At 42.6% G+C, this 23,146-nt stretch carries 23 protein-coding genes and 2 pseudogenes; 5 read left to right on the top strand and 20 right to left on the bottom strand.

Annotated features, from left to right (window positions below; genetic code table 11):
• Nucleotides 1-149: 149 nt before the first annotated feature.
• A pseudogene (locus IM462_RS12795) lies at nucleotides 150-719 on the top strand (IS30 family transposase); the annotation flags it as partial.
• Nucleotides 720-755: 36 nt separating this feature from the next.
• On the opposite strand, the gene IM462_RS12790 reads toward IM462_RS12795, so the two are convergent.
• A complete protein-coding gene (locus IM462_RS12790) occupies nucleotides 756-1,253 on the bottom strand; it encodes a hypothetical protein (RefSeq protein WP_287702492.1) in 498 nt (165 codons plus the stop codon).
• A gap of 55 nt (nucleotides 1,254-1,308) precedes the next feature.
• Here IM462_RS12790 and IM462_RS12785 point away from each other — a divergent pair, with 55 nt between their 5' ends.
• From IM462_RS12785 to IM462_RS12775, 3 genes are read left to right on the top strand one after another with little or no spacing between them, the layout of a single operon-like run.
• Nucleotides 1,309-1,671: a helix-turn-helix domain-containing protein gene (locus IM462_RS12785; RefSeq protein ID WP_002759746.1), complete on the top strand. Its 363-nt coding sequence runs from the start codon at nucleotides 1,309-1,311 to the stop codon at nucleotides 1,669-1,671.
• A 19-nt stretch (nucleotides 1,672-1,690) separates the two neighbouring features.
• Nucleotides 1,691-2,275: an IS630 family transposase gene (locus IM462_RS12780; RefSeq protein ID WP_287702494.1), complete on the top strand. Its 585-nt coding sequence runs from the start codon at nucleotides 1,691-1,693 to the stop codon at nucleotides 2,273-2,275.
• Nucleotides 2,276-2,281: 6 nt separating this feature from the next.
• Nucleotides 2,282-3,154 carry a pentapeptide repeat-containing protein gene (locus IM462_RS12775; RefSeq protein WP_287702496.1) on the top strand — a complete coding sequence of 291 codons (873 nt, stop codon included), beginning with the start codon at nucleotides 2,282-2,284 and terminating at the stop codon, nucleotides 3,152-3,154.
• A gap of 778 nt (nucleotides 3,155-3,932) precedes the next feature.
• On the opposite strand, the gene IM462_RS12770 is transcribed toward IM462_RS12775, so the two are convergent.
• The 19 genes from IM462_RS12770 to IM462_RS12680 all read right to left on the bottom strand — a co-directional run bounded on the left by IM462_RS12770 (nucleotide 3,933) and on the right by IM462_RS12680 (nucleotide 21,751).
• Complete coding sequence (locus IM462_RS12770) at nucleotides 3,933-4,613, bottom strand: ATP-binding cassette domain-containing protein (RefSeq protein WP_287658183.1); 681 nt, start codon at nucleotides 4,611-4,613, stop codon at nucleotides 3,933-3,935.
• Between the two features lie 14 nt (nucleotides 4,614-4,627).
• The gene (gene devC, locus IM462_RS12765) at nucleotides 4,628-5,803 is read right to left on the bottom strand and encodes an ABC transporter permease DevC (protein ID WP_287658182.1); all 1,176 of its coding nucleotides are present in this window, start codon (nucleotides 5,801-5,803) and stop codon (nucleotides 4,628-4,630) included.
• A 149-nt stretch (nucleotides 5,804-5,952) separates the two neighbouring features.
• Nucleotides 5,953-7,023, bottom strand: coding sequence for an IS630 family transposase (locus tag IM462_RS12760; protein ID WP_287702498.1), 1,071 nt, complete (start codon nucleotides 7,021-7,023; stop codon nucleotides 5,953-5,955).
• 595 nt (nucleotides 7,024-7,618) lie between these two features.
• Nucleotides 7,619-8,824 (bottom strand): ABC exporter membrane fusion protein, encoded by a 1,206-nt coding sequence (locus IM462_RS12755; RefSeq protein WP_287660107.1) that lies wholly within the window; start codon nucleotides 8,822-8,824, stop codon nucleotides 7,619-7,621.
• A gap of 4 nt (nucleotides 8,825-8,828) precedes the next feature.
• Nucleotides 8,829-10,055 (bottom strand): MFS transporter, encoded by a 1,227-nt coding sequence (locus IM462_RS12750; RefSeq protein WP_287660108.1) that lies wholly within the window; start codon nucleotides 10,053-10,055, stop codon nucleotides 8,829-8,831.
• A 192-nt stretch (nucleotides 10,056-10,247) separates the two neighbouring features.
• The gene (locus IM462_RS12745) at nucleotides 10,248-11,153 is read right to left on the bottom strand and encodes a glutathione S-transferase family protein (RefSeq protein ID WP_287660109.1); all 906 of its coding nucleotides are present in this window, start codon (nucleotides 11,151-11,153) and stop codon (nucleotides 10,248-10,250) included.
• A 91-nt stretch (nucleotides 11,154-11,244) separates the two neighbouring features.
• Complete coding sequence (locus IM462_RS12740; RefSeq protein ID WP_287660110.1) at nucleotides 11,245-11,991, bottom strand: glutathione S-transferase family protein; 747 nt, start codon at nucleotides 11,989-11,991, stop codon at nucleotides 11,245-11,247.
• 26 nt (nucleotides 11,992-12,017) lie between these two features.
• Nucleotides 12,018-12,641 carry a glutathione S-transferase family protein gene (locus IM462_RS12735; protein ID WP_287660111.1) on the bottom strand — a complete coding sequence of 208 codons (624 nt, stop codon included), beginning with the start codon at nucleotides 12,639-12,641 and terminating at the stop codon, nucleotides 12,018-12,020.
• 17 nt (nucleotides 12,642-12,658) lie between these two features.
• Complete coding sequence (locus tag IM462_RS12730; RefSeq protein WP_287660112.1) at nucleotides 12,659-13,828, bottom strand: beta-ketoacyl-[acyl-carrier-protein] synthase family protein; 1,170 nt, start codon at nucleotides 13,826-13,828, stop codon at nucleotides 12,659-12,661.
• A complete protein-coding gene (locus tag IM462_RS12725; RefSeq protein WP_287702500.1) occupies nucleotides 13,825-15,087 on the bottom strand; it encodes a beta-ketoacyl-[acyl-carrier-protein] synthase family protein in 1,263 nt (420 codons plus the stop codon). Before IM462_RS12725 ends, IM462_RS12730 begins: the two co-directional genes overlap by 4 nt.
• Before the next feature lie 13 nt (nucleotides 15,088-15,100).
• A complete protein-coding gene (locus tag IM462_RS12720) occupies nucleotides 15,101-15,688 on the bottom strand; it encodes a hypothetical protein (protein WP_287690504.1) in 588 nt (195 codons plus the stop codon).
• 12 nt (nucleotides 15,689-15,700) lie between these two features.
• Nucleotides 15,701-16,468 (bottom strand): cyclase family protein, encoded by a 768-nt coding sequence (locus IM462_RS12715; RefSeq protein ID WP_287660115.1) that lies wholly within the window; start codon nucleotides 16,466-16,468, stop codon nucleotides 15,701-15,703.
• The gene (locus IM462_RS12710) at nucleotides 16,459-17,196 is read right to left on the bottom strand and encodes a DUF2461 family protein (RefSeq protein WP_287702502.1); all 738 of its coding nucleotides are present in this window, start codon (nucleotides 17,194-17,196) and stop codon (nucleotides 16,459-16,461) included. Before IM462_RS12710 ends, IM462_RS12715 begins: the two co-directional genes overlap by 10 nt.
• A 170-nt stretch (nucleotides 17,197-17,366) precedes the next feature.
• The gene (locus tag IM462_RS12705) at nucleotides 17,367-18,599 is read right to left on the bottom strand and encodes an NAD(P)/FAD-dependent oxidoreductase (RefSeq protein ID WP_287702504.1); all 1,233 of its coding nucleotides are present in this window, start codon (nucleotides 18,597-18,599) and stop codon (nucleotides 17,367-17,369) included.
• Between the two features lie 2 nt (nucleotides 18,600-18,601).
• The gene (locus IM462_RS12700; RefSeq protein WP_287660118.1) at nucleotides 18,602-19,072 is read right to left on the bottom strand and encodes a hypothetical protein; all 471 of its coding nucleotides are present in this window, start codon (nucleotides 19,070-19,072) and stop codon (nucleotides 18,602-18,604) included.
• Complete coding sequence (locus tag IM462_RS12695) at nucleotides 19,069-19,500, bottom strand: SRPBCC family protein (protein WP_287660119.1); 432 nt, start codon at nucleotides 19,498-19,500, stop codon at nucleotides 19,069-19,071. Before IM462_RS12695 ends, IM462_RS12700 begins: the two co-directional genes overlap by 4 nt.
• Entirely contained in the window at nucleotides 19,497-20,009 is a 513-nt protein-coding gene (locus IM462_RS12690; RefSeq protein ID WP_287702506.1) for an SRPBCC family protein, read from the bottom strand. Before IM462_RS12690 ends, IM462_RS12695 begins: the two co-directional genes overlap by 4 nt.
• Nucleotides 20,006-20,236, bottom strand: a complete 231-nt coding sequence (locus IM462_RS12685) for an acyl carrier protein (RefSeq protein ID WP_287660121.1) — start codon at nucleotides 20,234-20,236, stop codon at nucleotides 20,006-20,008. Before IM462_RS12685 ends, IM462_RS12690 begins: the two co-directional genes overlap by 4 nt.
• Before the next feature lie 99 nt (nucleotides 20,237-20,335).
• Nucleotides 20,336-21,751 (bottom strand): coproporphyrinogen-III oxidase family protein, encoded by a 1,416-nt coding sequence (locus IM462_RS12680; protein ID WP_287702508.1) that lies wholly within the window; start codon nucleotides 21,749-21,751, stop codon nucleotides 20,336-20,338.
• Nucleotides 21,752-22,938: 1,187 nt separating this feature from the next.
• On the opposite strand from IM462_RS12680, the pseudogene IM462_RS21245 reads away from it, so the two are divergent.
• A pseudogene (locus IM462_RS21245) lies at nucleotides 22,939-23,146 on the top strand (M15 family metallopeptidase); the annotation flags it as partial.

Here is a 23,146-nt window from a genome sequence, read left to right as displayed (position 1 = left end):
GAAAATTCCCCAAGCTCCCTCTCTGTCCAGCAATGCTCTAAAGTTGATAAATATCAATCTAACAAAAACTCAAAGCCCTATTGTACAAGCTTTACAAGCATGAGTTGTTGATAGTTTTGCATGACAGGTTCGGTAGAGCCGGAAAAATAAAGAGTCGAAATGGAGCAAAAAGTAAGCGTGGAGGGATTCCATGGCGTGTAGATATCAGCGAGAAACCAGCAATTGCTGACCAGAAAACCGAAATCGGTCATTGGGAAAGTGACACAATGATTGGAGGCAATCATCTAGGAGTTCTCGTTACATATATGGACAAGGCCTCGAAATTTTTAGTAGCAGGATTAGCCAAAAACAAAACCGCATCGGAAATCAATAGAGTCACAGAAAAACTTTTCCAAGAGATTCACCCTGACAAAAGAAAAACCTTTACTTGTGACAAGGTTAAAGAATTTTGTGGACATCAAGAGTTGAGTCAGAAACTAGGAGCAGATTTTTATTTTGCTACTCCTTATCATTCGTGGGAGAGGGGATTAAACGAGCATACCAATGGACTGTTAAGACAATTTTTCCCCAAGGGAACGAATTTTAAAATCGTTAAGCCAGAGGAGGTGGAAAGAGCCGTAAACTTGATTAACAATCGTCCTCGAAAATGTCTTGACTATCGTACCCCGAATGAGGTATTCTATAAAGGTAGATCAGACAGTGATGCAATTCAGACTTGAATTGGCCAAGTATAATCTCAATATGCGATTATTTGGTTACAATTCAGGTCTAGTTTTAATCAAGCCCTTACCTGTATCATCTATAAAACGTAAAGAATTAGAACCGTTCATATCCAAATGTACTTTACTATTATCGCTTGGTATTTTCAATATCCAGTGATGATAGCTTCGACCTGTATTAACATGACCAGTTAAATCAGATTTCCACTTATACTCACGCTCATAATAATTACTCCACAAATAGGCATAGCCTTCCCGCAATTGGCTAGAGGTTAAAACAAAATTAAATTTTCCATCAATATCGGTAGCAGTTTTCTTTAAACAAAGAGAAGAATTATTAATGATGGACTTGATTTCTTCCATAATTTTTGTCGATGAAAAATTTGCTTCCCACTCTCTGATCATCCCAGAAGCATCATTACTTTTTTTATTATCTTGTTCTTGGTTAAAAGCTTCCTGTTCTTTTTTTTGAATAACTAAATATCGATCTATGGCTTCTCTTGTACAAACATTTATAGCGGTATGCACTTGCATGAGGTACAATAGAAGAGAACAATAAATTATAGACCTAGGCAGGAGCCACGACCCGATGAAGCCCTATTCTTTAGACTTGCGACAAAAGATCATCGAGACCTACGAGGAGAATAACCTCTCACAACGTGAGTTAGCCAAAAGATTTAGAGTAGCTTTAAGCTTTATCCAGAAACTAATCAAGCAGTGGCGTGAAACAGGAAATCTAAATCCCCGACCGCATGGTGGAGGACAAAAACTCAAGCTTAAGAGCGACGAAATTATCTTGCTGGGCGATTTAGTCCAAGAAAAGAAAGATGCCACCTTAGACGAGTTAAGAAAACAAATTGAGGAAAAAACACAGACGGTGGTGAGTAACTCAACAATCAGTAGAATTTTAAAACGGCTAAATTTAACTCAAAAAAAAAAGCTTACACGCTAGGGAAAGAGACACGGAAAGAGTGCAAAAATTAAGAGAAGAATATTGGGAGAAAATCCGAGATGTTAGAGCGGAAGATTTGGTTTTCGTTGACGAGTCTGGCTCTAATCTAGGGATGACAAGACTTTATGGCAGGGCTGAAAAAGGTCAGAGAGTGTATGATTCAGTTCCGTTAAACCGAGGAAAAAACGTCACGATAATTGGAGCGATAGCGCTCAAAGGCTTGCTGACTTTTATCAATGTATTTGGAGCCGCAAATGGTTTAATATTTGAAGCATTTATTGCTACATTATTAGTCCCAAACTTGTGGAAAGGAGCTTGTGTATTAATGGATAATGCTTCGATTCATCAAAAAGAAACCCTCGAACCAATTCTTCAAGAAGTCGGTGCTAGACTGGAGTTTTTACCTCCCTATTCTCCCGATTTTTCTCCCATTGAAAACTGTTGGTCGAAAGTGAAAATACTGATTCGTTCTATGTCACCTCGTACCTATGCTGATCTAGAAAAAGCGATCATTCAAGCCTTTAGTCAGATTACATTGCGAGACATCCATCACTGGTTTACCCATTGTTGCTATTGCGATACCCCTTTTAAAGAGCCTACCTAGTCATCCATGCTGTACCTCATTCAACTGAAACCCGCTATAAATGATTTTAGAGATTTATATTCAATAAGAAGAAATAGGAAAAAAGGATGGAAATCTGTATTAGACTATCAATTATTGACTTTAGCAAAAGAAAAAAATACTTCATTAAACGAAATCAAATCTATTTTTTATGACTATTACTTTAGTAAACATTCAATGGATCATTCTGGCTCTAGATTTTTGTATCTACTGAATAGACAAAGTACACCTATTTTTAATTATTTAGTAATAATATCTGGATTCTTAGTTGCCATTATTCCTGTATATAATTGGGTTACTGAATTAGTTCAAGGCAATAGAATTGCAGAAGAAAAAACTATAAAAGAAGCTTGGGATAATTTAGCTAAATATAAAGGGCAAAAAGGAAATCTTGGAAGGCAGGGAAATCTTGAATTTTTGAATAGAAACAAAATTTTATTATACAATCTTGAACTCGATGGTGCTGCTTTACCTAAAATAAACTTAGAAAAAGTAGATTTGCAGTATTCTAATTTGAAGAATTCCAAATTGATAGGGGCTAACTTTGGGAATGCTAATTTAAATTATGTCATTTTTGCTGAGGCAAATCTCAGCTATGCCAAACTTACAGACTCTAAACTTATTCAAACAGATCTAACAAATGCAGATTTGACCAATGCAGATCTGACCAATGCAGATATAAGCGAAGCAAATTTAACAGATGCTAAAGGTTTAACATTAGAACAACTTAAGAAAACAAAAAATTGGAAATTAGCTAAGTATAGCGATAGTTTTCTTAAAGATTCAGGAATATGTGAAGGTGAAGAGAAACCTAATCAATGTCCTTTAAATACATCTTATGGCAGTAAAAAAAATCAATAATTTATAACTATCAGGACACCCTAAAATGCAATTATGCAAAAACATCCAAAAAGCTACAAAGACCTAAAAAATCGCATTATTGCCTATTTATAAGGGGATGAGGTTTAGGTACTGGAAAAAATTAATACCAATTTTCAATAGTCGTGACTAACATCTGAAAGTGCAATTCCTTTCTCCGAGAGGGATTGCGCTTTGAAATGATCAACTAAGTCTGTCATTACTTTTGAAAAATGATATATAGCGGTAAGCGCTTGAGTGAGATACAAACCAAGCTTTGCCTAGCATGGTTTATAGATTGTGACACTGTACCTCATACGACTGCACACCGCTATAGTAAGCTCGCTCCTATCCCTAATTCTTTCGTTAGCTTTTTGCCTAGAATCGCTAGATATATTTCTAGTGAGAGAAGCCAGAAGCCTTTGTTAGCAAATTTTCTAGCTCGCTTGTCCCCCTGTCAGGTTAGTTAGCTGGCTCTTCGGTAATTGTTATGCAATGGACGGGGGTTATAAGGGATGGAACCCTTATATAGAAAGGCATTTAGCGATTTTTGTCAATTGTTTTGATCTAGAGCGAACTAATCAATTAAGTCTCTTACCAGATAAGGATTTAGTCGATTTATGACCCCCTATCGAACCATACCAAGTAACGAAGAACCAGTTAGCTCTAGATAAAATACTTGATAAAAATCGCTAAATGCCTTTCTCTATAAGAGTTTCATCTTTTATAATCCTGTCCGTTGCATAAGACAAACCGAAGAACCAGATTTTGTTGTCTTGACTTACGCTTGTAATAATCCATCTTCCATATAAATTAGTCGATCAGCAATATCAAAAATTCTATTATCATGTGTTACTAATAGTATCGTACATTTTTGCTCTGTCGCTAAACGTTGTAATAAACTAACCACATCACGACCAGATTTACTATCTAGAGAAGCTGTTGGTTCATCGGCTAAAATAAGTTGTGGATGATTGACTAAAGCACGCGCTACAGCAACCCTTTGCTTTTCTCCTCCGGATAAACCCTCTGGATAATAATGAATTTTTTTTCCTAAACCCACTTCCGAAAGCATGATCTTAGCTTTTTGATAAGCTTCTCTTTGGGAATAATAGCCCTGAAGTTCAAGAGACATGACCACATTTTGTAGTGCGGTCAAACATTGTAATAAATTATGTTCTTGAAAAATATAGCCCAATTTTCGACGATGAGCGATTAAATGATTCGGCTCGGCTCGATTCAATTCCCGTCCTAATATCTTCAAACTACCAAGTTGAACAGAGCGTAATCCTCCGATCAAGGAAAGTAAAGTAGTTTTTCCCGATCCGGAAGGACCGTTCATAATGACAATCTCACTTTGCTCAACTTCTAAATTAATATTGAAAAGAACTTGTTTTTTGAGAGAACCCTTCCCAAAAAAATGTTGTAGTTGATTGGCGACAATAATTGGTGGATTGGACATGACTAGTAGACTCCCTAAAAAATATCGGAAGGATCACAGTAACGTAGCTTATTAACAGCAATCGCTCCAGAAAGACAACACATTATAATTGTCAAACAGAAAAGGAAAAGAATACGAGTTTCATTCATATAAATTGGTAGCTTTGTCGCTCCCGCAGCTAAGTCATATAAACCCCAAGAGATGACCAAACCGGGGATATAACCTAAAATCGCTAGAGTAATTGAAGATTGAAATACTAATTTGAGTAAATATAAATTTCGGTAGCCCATCGCTTTTAACGTTGCGTACTCGGCTAAATGATCGGAAACATCTGTATACAAAACTTGATAGACAATAATCGTACCGACGACAAAACTAAGTAGAGCGCCTAATCCAAAAATAAAGCCGATCGGAGTATTATTAGCCCAGTGATTTTTTTCGAGATCGATAAATTCTTGTTTTGATAAAATTAATATATCTTCATGGGGAACTAAAGCCTTAATTTTTTGAATAACTTTTTGCACATTAGCTTTCGATTTTAATTGAATTACACCGATAGAAATTAACCCTTTTTGAGAACGGGTGCTAAAAATTCTTAGAAAATTAAGATCGCTAGTAATTAAATGACCGTTATAACTAAAAGACGGGCCTAATTGAAAAAGACGAGTGATCGTTACTCTCCGAGATGGCCCGCCTCCAGACGCTCCCAAATCAGTTTTTATAGGATACCGATCATTAAATCTATCGGCAACAATACCGTATTCTGGACGAGATAGACCATCAAAAAAAACCGTGTCTTCAGACTTCAAATCGGATATATTACGACAAACTTCCGGTAACAATAAGGAACAGGAGGTCGGATCAATACCAACTGTTAAAATTACATATTTTAAATGATTTTTAGGATTGGTAAACTGAGCAGCATCTAAATAAATGGGAGAGATCGATTTCACTTCATCTAATTGACTCGCTTGATAGAGTCTTCGTTCTGCAAAAGGGCGAAAAGATACCAAAGAAACATATTGAGGGCTCACCAAAACAATATCCCCTTGAATAACCTGATGGAGACGGGCGGCACTTTCAAAAAGAGCACTACGAAACCCTAGTTGCATAAACATTAATAGAACCGCAAAACTAATTCCTGATAAAGCTACTAAGAATTTTAATTTATTGTGGGTGAGTTGTAACCAAGACAGGGGCATTTTATTCATTGCTATACTAGCTCCAAGTTTTTATACTATAGTCATTTCAGATAAGTCTGATACGGTCTAGGCCGACAAAACCCTTATGAAATCTCGGATTGATATTCTCAATCTTAATTGAAATGACTATAAATCCTATTTCGAAAAGATGACAACAATCAGTCATAAGTTAGCCAATGATAGTTAGTCAAGTTTTTAATTTCATTAGTCATTGTTTCGAGATACTGACAACGAGTTATCAGAATTTCTTCTAGTTCTTCAATTGTTTCAAAATACGCATTAACCAGAGGTTCATCTACTAGAGACCACAATCTCTCGGCTGGCTGTAGTTCTGGTGAATAAGCCGGTAGAAAATCGAGCATGATTCCATCAGGAATTTCAAGTTTTTCACTTCTATGCCACCCAGCATTATCTTGTACTAATAAAACAATTTTTTCTGCCGATAACCCGACATATTTTGCCAAAGATTGATAGACTAAACTTAACCATTGATCATTAACTATTGGGATTAAATACCAGAGTGTTTTTCCTGTTTTTAGCTCAACAAACCCGTAAACATATAACCATTCATAACGATGATGCACCAGGGCAGAAGGCCTTTCTCCTATGGGAACCCAGACTTTTTTAATGATTGGTTTTAAGCCCACTCGATGTTCGTCAAAGAACCAGACTTCTACTTGAGAACTGGGAAATTTATCTCTTAATTCTTGAACTTTTACTGGTAAATTTTGCTTAAATTTTTCTTGTTCAACTGGGTCTCCCTTTTTAAGTTTTGGACTGGGTTTTTGACAAGAATATCTCGACTTTTTTAAGTAATCCCATCCCCTTTGATTCCAAACTTTTTCTCGTCCCGTTTCCTTTTTTATCCATCGGACTACCTTCGGACTTGTCCAGATTCCTCCATCCGCAGGACGTTCTTTAAGTTCTTCTTTTAATTTTTGAAATTGTTCTTCCTTTAATAAAGGTTCTTTTCCTCTCCAATGTTCCGCACTTTTTTTCTTGAGATTTTTAACTCCTTTTTTTTCTAATTCATTAGATCTTTTAATAATTCTAAAACTATATTGATAATCTAACCCCACAGCTACTGCCGCATTTTTGATTGTCCATCCTAACGATATTTTCCACAATAAGTGCCATCTTCTTGTTTCCACTGAGTCTTGACTGCTTCTATATCTATCTTTCAGTTCCTCTGAACTTAGATATTCGGCTAAGTAAGCTTTCTTAGGCATTTTATATCCTCGTATTTAATCGTTTTATTATAACAGGATTTGGTATGAGAAGCCGTTTGAAAGACGGATTGTTTTGTCTCTTCATTGATTGACGGTTGTCGATTCTTATCACTGGTTGTAGTTCCTTACAATATCTTCAGTGTAATTATAGCGTTTTTCAGTCTGCTGAGCTACAAAAGTTATGGGCTTTAGGCAAAGGGCAAGAGGCAAAAGGGAAGAAAAATAGGTATACCTCACTAGCTTAGGAAACGCTATATATTTATGACCGACTATAAGAACCCCTTGTTTAATTGTTCGTTTCTCAGCTATTAGCCGCAGCGGATATCAGTGACGAGATTCTATTTTGACAGGGTTTAACTAATAACATATTTTCAGTTTTTCTTTGACGGATATAGCGCACCTAAATGAAATGTAAAAACTCTCCGTTTGCCGTCGTGCTACACTTGATTTGTAGAGCCTACCCGTTCATAAATCAATTAGGCGCACTATAGAGTATGAGCGAGCTTTTCTAAACATTTTTCATTCTACTCCTTAAAGAGGGTTTTACTCGTGGATTTTGTCTTATTACCAGTTCAAACAACTCCTAAACGAATTTTTACAACATAATTTTGATTTGTAGCTGTAAATTTGTCAGAGATTTTACCCGTTCGCTATCCATGGTATCTAGACGAATTTTTACTTCAGAAACCCTCGCATCTACACTTGCCACTGGGTCAGAACTGAGCACATCTTGTTTCCCAATTTCTAGACCGATCTGCTCTACTGTACCGTGTAAAATTTCAGGAAACGCTTTACTCGTTAATATCGCTCGTTGCCCTAAACGAACCTGATCGATATCTGTCTCGTACACTTCGGCGATCGCCACCATCTGTTGTGTACGTGCTAATTTAAAAATGCTACTATTATTTTTGTTGATCGATTCTCCTTCACGAATATTAATCTTAATAATTTGCCCGTCAATAGGAGAGGAAATATAACTAAACTTTAAGTCCGATTGAGATTTCTTTAAAGCTGTTATTGCCGTATCGACATTAGCTCGCGCGACCGCCACATCCACTGGTCTTACTTCTTTAATTTGAGCGAGAGTTGCTTTAGCCTGTTCGATCTGTTTTTGCAGAGTATTTTTAATTTGAGATAAATTAAACTCTGCCTCTTTAACTTGCCAAGCTAAAGTTTCTTTCTGCAAGCGTTTACTATCGTACTCGGAAGCGGATATCGCTCCTTCACTATGCAAGAGATCGTAACGGTTATATTCATCGATCGCGTTTTGCAATTCTGTTTTCAGACGATTAATCGTCGCCGTTTGCGTGATCACCTGACCGTTGAGATTCGCCTCCAAACTAGCGATATTTTCTCGTTGGGCTTGAATTTGTCCCACTTTTGCTCCCGCTTCTACCTGTGCCAATTGAGAACGTGCTACCGCCACTTGATTCTTCGCTTGTTCGATTTGCGCGAGTAATGTGATTTGACCATCGAGAACTGCGAGTATCTGTCCCTTTTTCACCGTATCACCCTCTTGAACTAATAAGCGGGCAATACGGGTTCCCCCGATGGGAGAAGCGGCCAATTCGAGCATTTTTCCTTGAGGTTCCAAACGTCCTAAAGCCGCTACTTTTTTCGGAGTAATTTTTACATCGGAATTCGTTGCCATTGCGATAGGTTTAGCGTTCGTTTGTCGCAATAACTTGTAAAAATTCCAAGCGACGATCATAGAAGTTCCTACTAGAAAAACATAAACGAATAAATTAACGAGAAAGCCAAGATAGAGACGAAGAGCGATTTTGATAGAGGAAGGATTCATCGATTTACTTTTCTAAATTTTCAACAACGATTTTCGAAGAGTTAAAAACGGAAGAATGTACCGATCTTTTAACCGAAAAATTCATCACTCGCCATGCGATAAATACCAAAATAGCACCAGTCCAGTAGGGAGTAGCAAAACCGAAGTGATCGAAACTAAACCCCGCCCAAAGCGGTCCAAAAATCATCGTAATACTTACTAAAGCTTGTGTTGCTCCCATAACTTTTCCTTGTTCCTGCTCCGAAGCTCCCGATGAAATTAAACCCCGCAAAGTTGGCATACATAAACCGACACCAGACGCGAAAACTCCCACGGCAAAATAAAAACCGACTTCCCGTACTCCCATCGCGATCCAAACGAGAGCGATACCCGCAAACGCTAAACCTGTAATCGCTACTTGTTTCTCGCTGAACCGATTTAATATAATCCGTAGTAATCCCCCTTGAACGATCGATGAAACTAAGCCGATGTAAGCGAAAAGTATGGCGTTATCTCCTGGAGTCCAATGGAATCGATCACGCGTTAAAACAGCGATATTCGTTTGGAAACCGGCAAAGGAAAGGTTAAAGATTAAAAAGGCGATAACAAGATAACCAATCAAAGCGTGGCTGATTAAGTCAAACACTTGGCTAAACGGATTTAAATCGGCGACCTTAAACGATCGTCGGTTTTCCACCGATAGGGATTCGGGAAGTGCAAAAAAGCCAAAAATCGTATTGAACAATGCTAAAGTAGCGGCGGTTAAGATCGGTAAGTTGAGGTTAACTTGCACTAACAGACCTCCAACCACTGGACCGAGAATAAACCCCAAACCGAAAGCTGCGCCGAGAAGTCCGAAGTTTTTCGCCCGATCTTCACGTTTCGAGATATCGGCAATATACGCTTGAGCCGTGGAAAGAAATCCCCCAGTAATCCCGTCGAGAATCCGTCCGACAAACAACCAAACTAAACTATTTGCCAAACCGAAAATTGTACAGCCGATAGCTGTCCCGAAGGTACTCCACAATAAAACTGGACGACGGCCGAATCGATCCGATAAAGAACCTAAAAGCGGACTGGCGATAAAAATAGCGAGAAAAAAACTGGCTTCCAGTAAACCCACCGTTAAAGCGTCACTTCGGTAGTGCTCAATAATATAAGGAAGAATAGGAATAATCATACTCCCACTCATAAAATCGATAAAAATTGCTAGAAAGATAAAAACTAAAGCTGTGCTTTGTTTACATTTCATAGAAAAACTCCAAAAATAAGAAATTTCTTTTCGTGTGAGTAGTAATGATCTCGAGTTTACTCCGTGAGTATCGAAGATTTATTGATCATGAGGAAATCACTCGGAGTGATCGATCATCTTTTAGGCTATTACGCAAGAGAGAAACGCTTTGTCTTCCCGTAGAGGTGAAAGAACCTTAGTTTTCAAATAAAGTTATCTCTCTTGTGTAATTTTGGAAAACATTTCCTGATTCTGAAGACGTGAAGGATACGATAGATAGTAATGGCGACAGATCGCTAGAAAATTACAAGTTTCCGCTACTCCCGCTACCGCGTATAACTCCCATAAATAACTCTGAAGATGCGGATATTCTGTTAGCCGGCGAAGATTACAGCCAAATGCCCCGTAATAGGCGCAATCAAATCGGATCAACGTCACGAATAAACACCAATCCGCCTCTGTAATCTCGTCACCGCACAGAAAACGCTGAACGGATAGAAATGCCTCCCACCGATCGAGAGCCGTAAACAACTCCTTCAAAGCCTCCTCTCGCGCCGCCTGTGTAGCCGCGAATCCCACCCGATAAACCCCGTTATTGACCAGATGAATTTCATCGATCCTTTGATCGATCAGATATTCCTTTTCTGACGGGCAATATGACCGTGGCGATCGCGCAAGCGAGATAAATTCTCGATCAAGCATCCGAAGGATTTCTCGTGACTCGTTATTTACAATTGTCTGGCGTTTTTTATCCCATAAAACGGGGACGGTAGCCCTTCCCGTATAGTTCGGCACGGCTCGCGTGTAAACCTGCCATAAATAAAGATCGTCGAGTGAATTTTGGGGAAATGTCCAACCCTGTTCCCCGACCAATGGATCGGCCATCGACATCGAGATCGATTCTTCTAATCCCTGTAATCGAAGCGCTAGTAAAACACGATGCGCCCAAGGACAAGAGGGAGAAACATAGAGATGATACCGTCCGGACTCGGCTAAATAACCCGAAGAACCGTCTGCCGTTATTTTGTGTCGAAAAGTCGTCGGACTACGTACATAGCGTTGATCCCGCGTCGGTATAACGCTTTCTATTCGCCATTGACCTCCATTAAGATATCCCATGATCGCGATTCTCCTTGTAAAAAATTAATCGGATGTTTAAGACAGCAGAATTTTCGTTAAATTATTGAAAATTCTGCTGTCTTTACTACAATCATTTAGCAATAATTTCGGTAGCGAACCTTAATTGTTTCGTAGTTTCTAGGCAACTTTCAACCCGAGTTAACCAAGCCATTAGCAAGCCCTGTTTTTTCAAAGCGGGGAAAAGATCTTTAAATCGTGATCTGGCAATAATTTGTAGTTGAGAATAAATCGCCAGATCTGCAGCGGTGAGGCGATCGTTAATTAAATAATCACGATTTTGTAGCCGCTGTTCTAGGCACCAGCAAGCCTCTTGAAAGCGTTTGATTCTTTCTTTATGAGGTAGTTTAGCGATCCCCTGAGCTTGTAAGCGTTTAATCATTGTCTGACGGATTAAGGGCGGGATGATCCTGCGCAATGGGTACGGTAGCCCTTGAAAAGCCTCCGCTTTAAATGGCTCAAAATGTTCGTTGATCGCCCAACGAGAATAAACTAAAAACCAATAGAGAGATTCATCACTCCAATCCTCTAGTAAAAGAGTTTCCGCGCGTTCACCTGGATCTAAGGGGTACAAAGAAGATGTGTGGGGATAAATTTCATCCAATCGCTTGAGAATATTTGTAGAATCCTCGATGATCGTGTCATTAATTTTAATGACCGGTAATTTTCCTCGTTGAACCCAACTCGGAGACCGATCAAGTACGGTGACCTGATGCTCGATGCCTTTATAACGTAAAGCGGCTAGAACCTTGAGACAAAAAGGAGAAGAAGACGGCAGACCGAATATCGGAGTCCAGATAAAAACATTGATAGCACTCATGATGATTTCCTCGGTAATCAAAAAAACTAAACAGTAGTCAGGGGTGAACTAGACCGAAATGCTGGGACATCGCCTAGAGAATCCAACCAACGACGGGTCGCGGGAAACGGAGTTAACGATAAATTACTGACTTGAATTAATGTCTCTAATCCTGGCGCGTAAGCAATGTCGGCAAGCGTTAATAAACCGAATAGAAAGGGATCGGCTTGTTCCTGTAACTGCGATTCCAAAAAGGCCAAAGCCGTCTCTTGAAAATTGCTCGAGAGTTTCTCGATAATCGAGCGACCCGATCGTTGACGAAATTCTTTGAGAATGGCGGAAATTTTCGGGTAAAAAACTTGGTCGGCGTAGAGGGTGCTCAGGCGTACGTTGGCTCGCGCGACCAGGTCAGTGGGTAATAGGGATCGTTCTGGAAACGTTTCTTCCAAAAATTCATTGATTACCGCCGAATCGTAAATAATTTTCCCGTTGTAATCTAAGACTGGCACTTGGCCGAAGGGGTTGAGTCGGAGAAAATCAGGTTGTTTCTGTTCTCCCCGTTCCAAATTGACAATCGCTTCTTGATAGGAAATCCCTTTGTAATGGAGAACGAAAGTCACTTTGCGACTACAGGAAGATTTTGGAAAATGATACAGGATGAGTTTGTTCATAAAATACGCCCGAAAAACTAGAGCCGTTTCAGTACAATAGCTAAGCTTTGCCCCTCGCGATCGCGACCGTTGATGAGGATATACTCCAGAGGGTGAGATATGGCTTTTCCCACTACATGACAACCGCAGGGGGGTGGCAATACAATTCCTGTCAGGCTATAGGTGGGTAATACCGTCTGCTTTTGAAAACTGAGACAAGCCAATGCGATATCTACCGCCATGTTTGCACCGAGTAAATTGCCGTAGAGTGATTTCGGGGCACTCAATAAGATGCGAGAATTGTCGCCGAAAACCGCACCGAGACAACGATACTCTTCCTGATCGGCGGTGAGATTTCCCGCTCCGTCTAGCAACACGTAATCGATCCGATCAGCACTTAAATTCGCGGTTTCTAAACAACGTTTGATTGCCGTTTCTAAGGACATTGCCCGCCCGATTCCGACTACTTCGGCGTATAGATTCGCCTCCCGTTGTTGCGCTCGCTCGTAATTCTCCACCAGAACGATTCCCGCGCCCTCCCCTAACAGATGGCCATCGGCCTGATCGGTAAACGGCTGATACTGCTGTCGAGTGGAAAGTTCCTCCTCGGACAGAAAAGCATTAATTACCAGAGAACTCAAGGGAGATTCCGCCCCACCGACGAGAAACGCTCCCGCTACTTCCGATTCCAGTAACCAGAGTGATTGTTCGAGGGCTAACCCCGCGCTTAGTCGATCCCCAGCGAGGGTTTTACTATAGCCGCCGATTCCGTGATAGATCGATAATTCTCCTTGCGGCGCGGCGGGAAACCACGCAGTGGCAACGTAGGGGTTAATCGCTTGCATTCCCTCGGTATAGAGAGGATACATCATCGGTTCCACATAAGACCATCCCCCCGTACAATTGCCCAAGAGAATCCCCAAGCTATCCTGGTTTTCTTTGACAAGCGGGAATGAAGAATCTTCTAGTGCAGCTTTCGTGGCCACGGCTGATAATACGGTAAAGCGATCGAGTTTTTTTAACTGACGCTGATTTAATCCGTGATCTAACTGTTCCTCCCCAATACTGGCCACTAGAATTCGAGAAAACTCCTCGTGGGGTTGAAAGAGAGGTTGACCCTCGGCTAGAGTTCGCCAGATCGTGTCGAGATCGACCCCGGCGGGAATCGCCAATCCCAAACCCGAAATTACATAGCGGTGCTTATTCATATCTGTTCCGTAAAAGCGTGAATGATGACGCTAGAATGAATTCCCGAAAAACCACTGCTGGTTTTCAGCAAGCAACGGGTCGGTTGGTAGCGAGCTTCATTGTCTACCACATTTAGAGGACAATCGGTATCTTTTTCAACTAAGTTGATAGTTGGCGGGATAATTCCCAATCGTAGGGACTGCACCGAGGCGATTACTTCGATGCTGTTCGAGGCGGACAGAGGATGACCGATCTGGGATTTATTCGAGGTAACGGGAATCGTCGCGGCCCGATCGCCGAAAACTCGATAATAGGCGTTCGTTTCCGCCACATCGTTCTGCGGGGTCGAGGAACCGTGTGCGTTGATCGAATCGATGGCATCGGGAGTTAAGGTAGCATCTTTGAGAGCGAGAAAAACCGAATCGGCGATGCGTTTGCCGTCTTTGGGAATATCGGTCATGTGATAGCAATTATTAACACTGCCGAAACCCATTAATTCCCCTAAAATCATCGCTCCTCTCCCTAGGGCGTGATTCAGTTCCTCGATGACTAAAATGCCGCAACCTTCCGCCAAGACAAACCCGTCCCGCTCCCGCTCAAAGGGCCGACTCACCTCACTTGGTGGACGGTTACTTTTCGATGTGGCGCCGATTTTTCCGAAAGCCGCCACTGTTAAGGGGGTGATCGGTGCTTCCGTTGAACCAGTTAAGGCCATATCTACTGCGCCAGATCGGATCGCGGCTATCGCGTAACCGATAGCGTCTAATCCTCCGGTACAACCAGTGGTAATGGTAGTGTACCCTCCCCGACAGTTGTATTGTCGCGCCAAAATCTTCGCCGTACTGTTAAAATCAAAAGCATCTATTAAACTGGTGTCGAGAAGCGGCACGCCCTCCAAACGGTACTGCCCTTCTTGACTTTGCTGACGAAAAGCTCTTTCCATGCTGGCGATCTGGGCGATCGCCGTCGAAATAAAGACTCCCGCTCTTTCCGGACGCGGCAATTCTTCTAGATTCGCTTGATTCAAGGCTTCCCGCGCGGCCACGAGGGCGAATTGGGTGGAGCGATCAAGCGTCGGGGAGAGCGCGGGCAGGGTTTGCCAAGGCTCGAAATCATCAACGATCCCGGCGATTCGGGAGTATTCCTCACTAATGGGAAAGGCGGTAATCGATCGCACCCCCGATCGACCTTTACAGCAATTACTCCAGAATTCCGCTACTGTTTTACCGTTGGGATTGATCGTTCCCATACCGGTGATCACGACTCTTCTTTTATTCATGGGATTGATTTCCTCACGCAATTAATAGTCCGTAAAAATTTTCCCGAGAACGGATTGACCGTTCTTGGCGTTCGAGTTCGGACTTGACCGAAGATAAACCCGACTCGATCTCGATTAACGCCTTGAGTTTGAATAGTTCTCCCTGCAATTGTTGTAATTGTGAGTTCGTTTGCTCTTCCGTCCATTGAGTCGGTAAATGAATTTCAAAAGTCAATCGCGTTTCTAGCTCGTTAGTCTCTAAATGAATTAATGCCGATTCTAAGCGAGTTCCGAACAGAGAATGCAGATTCAATTGGTAACCGGAGAGTGTTTGAATCAATTCAATCCAAGTGGTCGCCTGACCGAACTTAGTTTGTACAGTGTAACGTTCCTCTTTAACCTCCTCAATAGCGAGAAAAAATTGCGTCCATTTTAATAAATTTGGAACGTGATTGACAAAGGTTTTTACCTCTTCTATTGACGACTGAATGTTGACTGATCGGTTATAGAAAATAAAGTCCATGATCGAACCCCTAGGTACTACAAAATCGAAGGTACGAGTTTTCGTTAATAAAAAAGAAGTGGCGAGTGATAGAACTTCGGTAGTTCTATTTCTTTTCACTCCTGTCTTCCGCTAGTCGCTAGATTCGGGAACGATCGCCACCACCCGACTCCAACCGGCACCACAACCCCGAACTTTGATAGGAAAACAGGCGACGGTAAAACCGGTGGAAACCGGAATTTTCGCGAGATTAGTCAAGCGCTCGATCTGGCAATACTCCCGTTGACGACCGTAAAAATGGGCAGGCCAGAGAACGTCCTGTCGTTTCTGTTGCCGGTATCGATCGAGCATTTGTCCGAAGGGAGGATCGAATCCAAAACTGTCAACACCGATTACCTTAATACCCTGCTCAATTAACCAAGCGGTCGCCTCTCGGCTGACCCCGCGAAAGTGGGTGAAATATTCGGGCTCGCCCCATTTTTCTTCGGCCCCAGTATACAGAAGCACGATATCGAAGGGTTTTAGCCGATAGTTAATTTCCCGTAACTGTTCCTGAATCTCGCTCACCCCGACGGATTGATCGACGGAGTCCCGACGACAATCTAGCCGGACTCCGGGATGGAAAAACCAATCTAAAGGCAATTCATCGATCGTTTTAGCGGGTTTTCCCTCGCAGAGAACCCCGTAATGATGGGGAGCGTCGATATGAGTTCCCGAATGGGTAGTACAACGCACGTATTCCAGAGACAGTCCCATCTTTTCGGGAAAAGCGTTCCGATCGATGCCGATGGGTTGACCGAGAATATCTGCCCCCCGCGCGTGATCGATGTACTCGATCTCGACGGGAACCGGTTCGCTCGGGGTGGCTTCTAGGGTTAAACTCAGATCGATTAGACGCATAATTCCCTTACTCTGGAAAAATAGGTGAGCGAGTCCGTGGCGACATCGTCGCTAAGAGCGAGTAATTTTAGAAAATAGAGACGGATCAAGCGATCAACCACTTCCTCAAAAGGGATCGCCTCTATCCTCTCGATCGGGCTTCCCGACCAGATATAGCCGACTGTTGGTTCCGAGAGTGTTGACCAATCTTCCCATCGAGAACTACAGTTGGAAATGACAGCGATATCGTCGTGTTCGCCACCGAGAAACTGGAGGGTTTTTGGGACTTGACAATCGACCAACCAACGTTCGACTATCTCTCGATGTGCCTTCAGGTTTTGGCTGTAGCGTTGAATAAAACTACGCCGTTTCTGTCCAGCATTCCGGAAAGCCACGTAAAAATACTCTGGAAATACCCCGAACCCTAAAACGGGATCGTCCGACCATTTTCGTCCCTGAATCGGAAAAGATACTTTAATGTAAGTACGGTAGGGAGCCGCTTCTGGATGAAAACGTCGGTCGCGATTGATACGCATCACGGTCGTATTTACCCGATAGGAAACATCCAATTTCGGCTCTAATCTTTGCAGAACTGGCCGGAGACGATCGATCAACCGACGGATCGGGGTAACGACTTGGTTTTGATAAACCTGACGTTCCGCGTTAAACCATTCCCTATCGTTGTTTCGCGTCAACGCTTGCAGAAATTGAAAAGTTTCTCGGGGTAAAGGGTAGGAGAGTTGAGACATATCTCGGCGGGTTGAATAAATGGAAATTTTCTTAGATTCCGAGGGATCGGCACTATCAACTTTTCGGAAAACCGTTTGTGGATATAGCGGCACCGATCCGATGGGGAGAAACTATCTAGGAAGTGCCGCGGATTCTCGCCAATTAGCAACGGGGCCAGATAGAGGGATGATTATCCTATTACCGAGGCGTACTGTTGACGCGCCCGCGTCATGGCGAGAGTCGGTCGATCGAGCGGATCGGCGCCACCGAACAGATGTAACACCGCCAAGGGAACTCCCCAAGGAAGATGGGGATCTGCGCAAGCCATGGTTAACTGGCGCAGGGGCAGACTATCCAACCAAACCCGACCCGTATCCTGATGACGGTCGATCGACTCCCGCACCAGTTGATCGTAGGTGATCGCCACCTCGTTCCGATCTCTCCCCGCCGCGATTTCTTGAATCGCTCGCGCCGCTAATTCTCCACTGTCAAGGGCGAAGGCAACCCCGGTCGAGAAGAAAGGATCCCCGAAAACCGCCGCTTCCCCAGTGATCAGGTATCCAGGCCCGCTAAGGCTACGACATTGCCAAGGTTGATCGATCACTGGGATCACTGGAAGCGTCCGCTGTGCTTTTGCGACTGCTTCCGCGAGGGGCAACCAAACAGCGATCGCCCGATGGAAGCATTCTGACGGGTTTTTCCCTTCGGCGATCGGCGCAGAGCGGGCTAACACCGCAATCACGCTAAAGCGATCATCACTTAAGGGCGCGATTAGAAGATAACCCCCTTCGAGGGTCACCACCGTCATGCCACCATCGGGAAGTAAAGCGGCGAAATCGGGATGGACAAAATGAGAGAAAACCGCTATTCGCTCGTCCAGAGGCTCGCCCACCGTTTTTAAAGTTAGGATGTTAGGAAGCAGGGAGAATTTCCCGCTGGCATCGACAATCGAATCGGCTAGATAGTCCCAGGTGTTCCCCGCGTTCTCGCAGATCACCCCGGTAACCCGCTTATCACTTTGGATAATTTCCGTGACAAGGGTTCGCGGCAGGTAGGTTACCCCCTGTCGCACCGCTTCTTCCACCAAAAGCCGATCAAAGACCGTTCGATTTAGGGTTAGCCCGCGTTCGTCCCTTAGATGGCGACAGGGTTGGATTTCCACGGAAAAGTCGAAATCACCTTGACAGGCGACGAATCGAACCGGTTTCGGGGGTTCTAGAGCGGTTTTCACGTTTCCATCGACCCCCAAACGCTGGAGTAAATCGTCAGACCAACCGCAGTAGGTTTGGGGAATTTGCGGGGTCGGGTGTTGACCCCGATCGAGCATCAGAACCGTTAAACCTTGTCGGGATAACAGATTAGCGGCGGTCGCCCCCGCTGGTCCGGCACCGATGATGATTGCGTCATAAGATCGAGAGGACATAACTATATCTCTACAGAAGAAAGATTCGCGTAATGGCGTTGTAAGTATTTTGTCAACGTTTCCAACCGCTCTTTAAAAGCTTTATGAAATCGCTGTTCTCTGATTTTTTCATCGGTCTCATCGTTTTGGAGAAAGGGAGAGATATTGTACTCTCGGTAAGCGATAATCTGGCAGAGATCGGCATCGAGCCGGCGTATTCGCCATATCCCGCGATGAAAACTCATCATTGGTGGTGGTTCTGGATTAAAAAACCAAATATCCTCTCCCTTTCGCCAGCGGATCGCCCGTAAAGGCACTCGCTCTCCCTGCCAATCTACCCACATCCGACATTCTTGGTGAAAACCGTCATCGTAGGTAATTTGATATTGGGTAATCGGATTCCAAAGACTCTGCAACTTCTCGAATTGCCAAAGATCTTGCGATACCTGATCGACAGAAGCAGAAACCGTTGTTTTTACCGTTAGGAACTTCATGCTCCCCGCTCCAAACTGGCTTGAAAAAGTCCCAGATTGTGCCGCAGGTAGCACCGTAATTTTTCCCCCATTTCTTCGTCGTTCAAATCGTTGTTCGGGGCTAGGGTAAACCAGCGCTCGGCCGTTACCGTTACCTTGTCCTGTTGTTCTTGAAATGTCCAACGACCAGTCATCGATTGGAAACCGGGAGGAGGAACCGGTTGAAACAATTCGATGTGATCGTTCGGTTGGCAGAACCGGATACCTCGGATCATTTCCGCTCCTTTGGGACGCTCGACGGTCATCAGAAATTCTTGATGGCAACCATCGTCGTAGAGAATGTCCACTCCTAAAACATCGGGAAGAACCCGCTTCCAATTCTCTAGGTCGGCGAAGGCATTAAAAACAGCCGCGAGCGATCGATGAACCGTTACACTTTCGCTAATCATGCTACACTCTCCACTATGATCGATGGATTTTCCAAAACACGTTTCCAATTGCCGAGGGCGAATTTCGCGTGCTTGAGTAATAGATCGGCCACTCGTTGTTCGTAATCACCTTCTGAAAACATCGCCGCCGCCTTTTCCTCTTGAAGATTCCAATTATGGAAAGTAATCACCTGACAGGTTTGATCGTCGATGGGAATAAATTGCCAACCTCCAGCATGATGGGTCAAAAATTTTGGTGGTTCCGGTTGAAAAAAGCTGATCGTACCTTTGTCCCTATCGCATAAACGCACTGATCGCACAGTCAGAGTTCCCGCATCTTTTTCCGAAACTACGGTCATTGTGAATTCTTGATAGCGTCCATCATCGTATAGAACGTTTATGGCTTGAATATGGGGAAGGAATTTTGTCCAGTCCTCGAGTTTGAATAACGCTTGATAAGCGGCTCGATCGTCACAATGAATGATCGCATCGGTTTCACAATAGTATTGAAAGCCTTTTTCGGTACTCATACGGCAACTCCTACAGATTGTTGCACTAATTGATTTAAATCCTTCAAAGAATGATTTTTGTTGATCGAATTCATCGGTAAATCGATACCAAAAAAGTCTTCGATATTACAGTGCAATTCTACGATTTCTTGAGAATCCATACCGAGGTTATCGCCAAGTACAGAATCGGGTTCTAACAAATCGATTTCAATGCCCATATCGGCCAGGATAGACAGAATATCTTTCATCACGAATATCTCCTAAAGGTGACAACAAAATAAATGGATAATGGAGAAAAGGCAGTTCCTCTAAAAAACAGTTTGGAAATACGCGGTTAGCACGCGTGATTAAGCGATATCGCCTAACCAGCGTTCTCGTTTATTGGCAACTAGATCGACCATCGGAACATTCATCGCCCAGTTAGGCTGTTTGATCGCTCCCACATCGCCCCAAAAATCAGGATTGACAAACTCTAACAACACGTTCATACGCCATTCTTTACCCAGTTTTGTCATTACGATCCGGTCGGACTGAATCGCTACTAAACCTTTTCGGACTAAGCGATCGATAATATCACCGAAATCATCTATTAATTCACTACCGAACTGTTGACGGTAGGCGGAAAATTCTACCTCGAAATATTGGAAGGCGAAAATGACGTAACGTTCTTGGCGAACACGGGGAGACATCTGGTTAGAAACTGACGTGATCAGGTGTTCGCCACGATTAACCATCTCGATGTATTTATCTACATTTTTCTCGCTTCCCGTGCGATAACTATTAATGAAACTATACGCTCCCGCCCCGATACCCAAAGCGTCTCGCGCTTCTTTAAAAGTATACAGGTTATACGGGTTATCGTATCCCTCTTGAGCGAAATGATCGAACATATACATCTTATAGCCCAATCTTTCCGCATAATTAACCGCTTCTCGATACATGCTAACAACGTATTCAGAATCGGGGTCTAAAACTGGTGGAACTTCTCCTTTCTTGATTAAATTATCTTGAGGAGTTCCCTCGTGAATCCGATAGAGATAGATAGTAAAATGCTTGATGTTCAAGCTTTCTAAGATGTGAAGATCTTTCTTCCACACATCTAGAGTATGGCCAGGCATATTGTACATCATATCCATCTGGATATTATTAAATCCCCGTTCTTGTAGCGATTTAATGGTGATTAAACTCGCTTCGGCAGCATGAGGGGAGCCGACAATTTTTAACACTTTTTCATCGAAAGACTGTACTCCTAAACTCACTCGATTAATTGGAGAGTTCACGACATAGTCTATTTTGTCCGGTGTAAAGTCCCGAGCGTTCCCTTCTAGCGTTAAAGAATAGCGGGAGGATATCGGAAAACTCTCGAATAAGGCATCTACTAGCCTTTTTAGGTTATGGGTTTTAAGAATCGATCCCGTACCGCCACCGATATAAATCGCTTTCAAAGAGCCATCCCGCCATCTCGGATAACTACCCCAACGTTGAATATCTTTTATCAGAGCATCGACGTAGTGAGTTTCGTAATCAGCAGAATCAATTTCGCTTAAAATTTGTACAAAGTAAGGACAAGCTTTGCATCGTACCCGACAAAATGGAATCGATAGATAAACAACGTAATCTCCCGCGGATCGATCTAGTTGTAAATAGGAGGAAGCGAATTGACTACCTAAAGAATTTTCCCACATAGCGGGAGGATACAAAATAAACGGTAAGCGACATTTTTCTGGATAGGGTCTTACTGGGGGTTTGTCTAGGGTAAACATAATCACTCTTGTGGTTTTCTATCGAGGTTAAAATTACCGATGTTCGGCGTTACTGATTTGAGATATGAATCTTCTCTTGTGGGATTTTTAAAACCTAGACCCAAACTAACTTTTGGATGGGTGCAAGGTTGTCATTCATACCTTGATTCAGCAACGCTCCCTAAAGCTACAGCTATCGTATTGGTTAAGTTGTCGGGGAACAATACAGACGTTTGAGCTTATAGTGCTTTTCATGTGACTGGGGTGTTTACAAGTCTTGCCAACAAAGAGTTTAGGCTCTATGCCTGCGCCTCATTCTAGCGAGAAGTGCTATATCTTTAGTCGTGGGAGCATCTCATTTATGCAAATGAGTAACTATACTTATCCTTAAAGCTGTTTTCTAGCAAGGCTTTCAAAATAGCTTGACATAAAAAACTGATTTAGAGGTTACAAAGGTGAGGTTCTCCTTTAGTCGTTCACCCTTGTACATCCACAGTACCGATAAAAACTTTTTTTGTCAATCGATATTCCGCACATTTGTATAGATTTTTATGTATGGTCATTTTAATTAAAATTGAGAATATCCATACATTTGTATAGATTTTTATGTATGGTCATTTTAATTATAGCGGTAAGCGCTTGAGTGAGATACAGACCAAGCCTTGCCTAGCATGGTTTATAGCTCGTGACACTGTACCTCATACGACTGCACACCGCTATAGCTCTGACTAGCTCTAGTGTAATTTTTCATCTACTACAACTAATATGAAATCTTGGCTCTACCGAATCTGTCATGCAAAACTATTAACAACTTATGCTTGTAAAGCTTGTACAGCAAGGCTTTGAGTTTTTGTTAGATTGATATTTATCAACTTTAGAGCATTGCTGGACAGAGAGGGAGCTTGGGGAATTTTCTACAGTGTAAGTTCGGAAGAACCGAAATCTTTTATTTTAGCTTTTCGATATTTTATTATTCCTATAATTGTTGTAATGGGTGTATCAATTTATTTAGGGTTTAAACAGCCTGCTGAACTGCCAACTACTGCTACAATTTCTACCTCGCCGTCGGTTTCTTCTACTTCTCTAATTTGGTTCTTCGTTACTTGGTATGGTTCGATAGGGGGTCATAAATCGGCTAAATCCTTATCTGGTAAGAGACTTAATTGATTAGTTCGCTCTAGATCAAAACAATTGACAAAAATCGCTAAATGCCTTTCTATATAAGTGTTCCATCCCTTATAACCCCCGTCCATTGCATAACAATTACCGAAGAGCCTCTAATTTCTCCTGCTTCTATCCCTAAAAATACTCTAACGCCTCCCTTACAGCGACCTTATCCTTTGGCAAATACATCCAAAGCTCTGCCAGTTCCTTCGCCCATGGTTACTGGTGCTGATGATATCTATTCACTATCTT

Origin of the sequence: Microcystis sp. M144S2 (assembly GCF_020246065.1) — a bacterium.
In the GTDB taxonomy this organism is placed as follows: Bacteria; Cyanobacteriota; Cyanobacteriia; order Cyanobacteriales; family Microcystaceae; genus Microcystis; species Microcystis ichthyoblabe_A.
The sequence above is the reverse complement of the archived record's forward strand: the minus strand, read 5'-3'. Positions and strand labels throughout refer to the sequence as shown.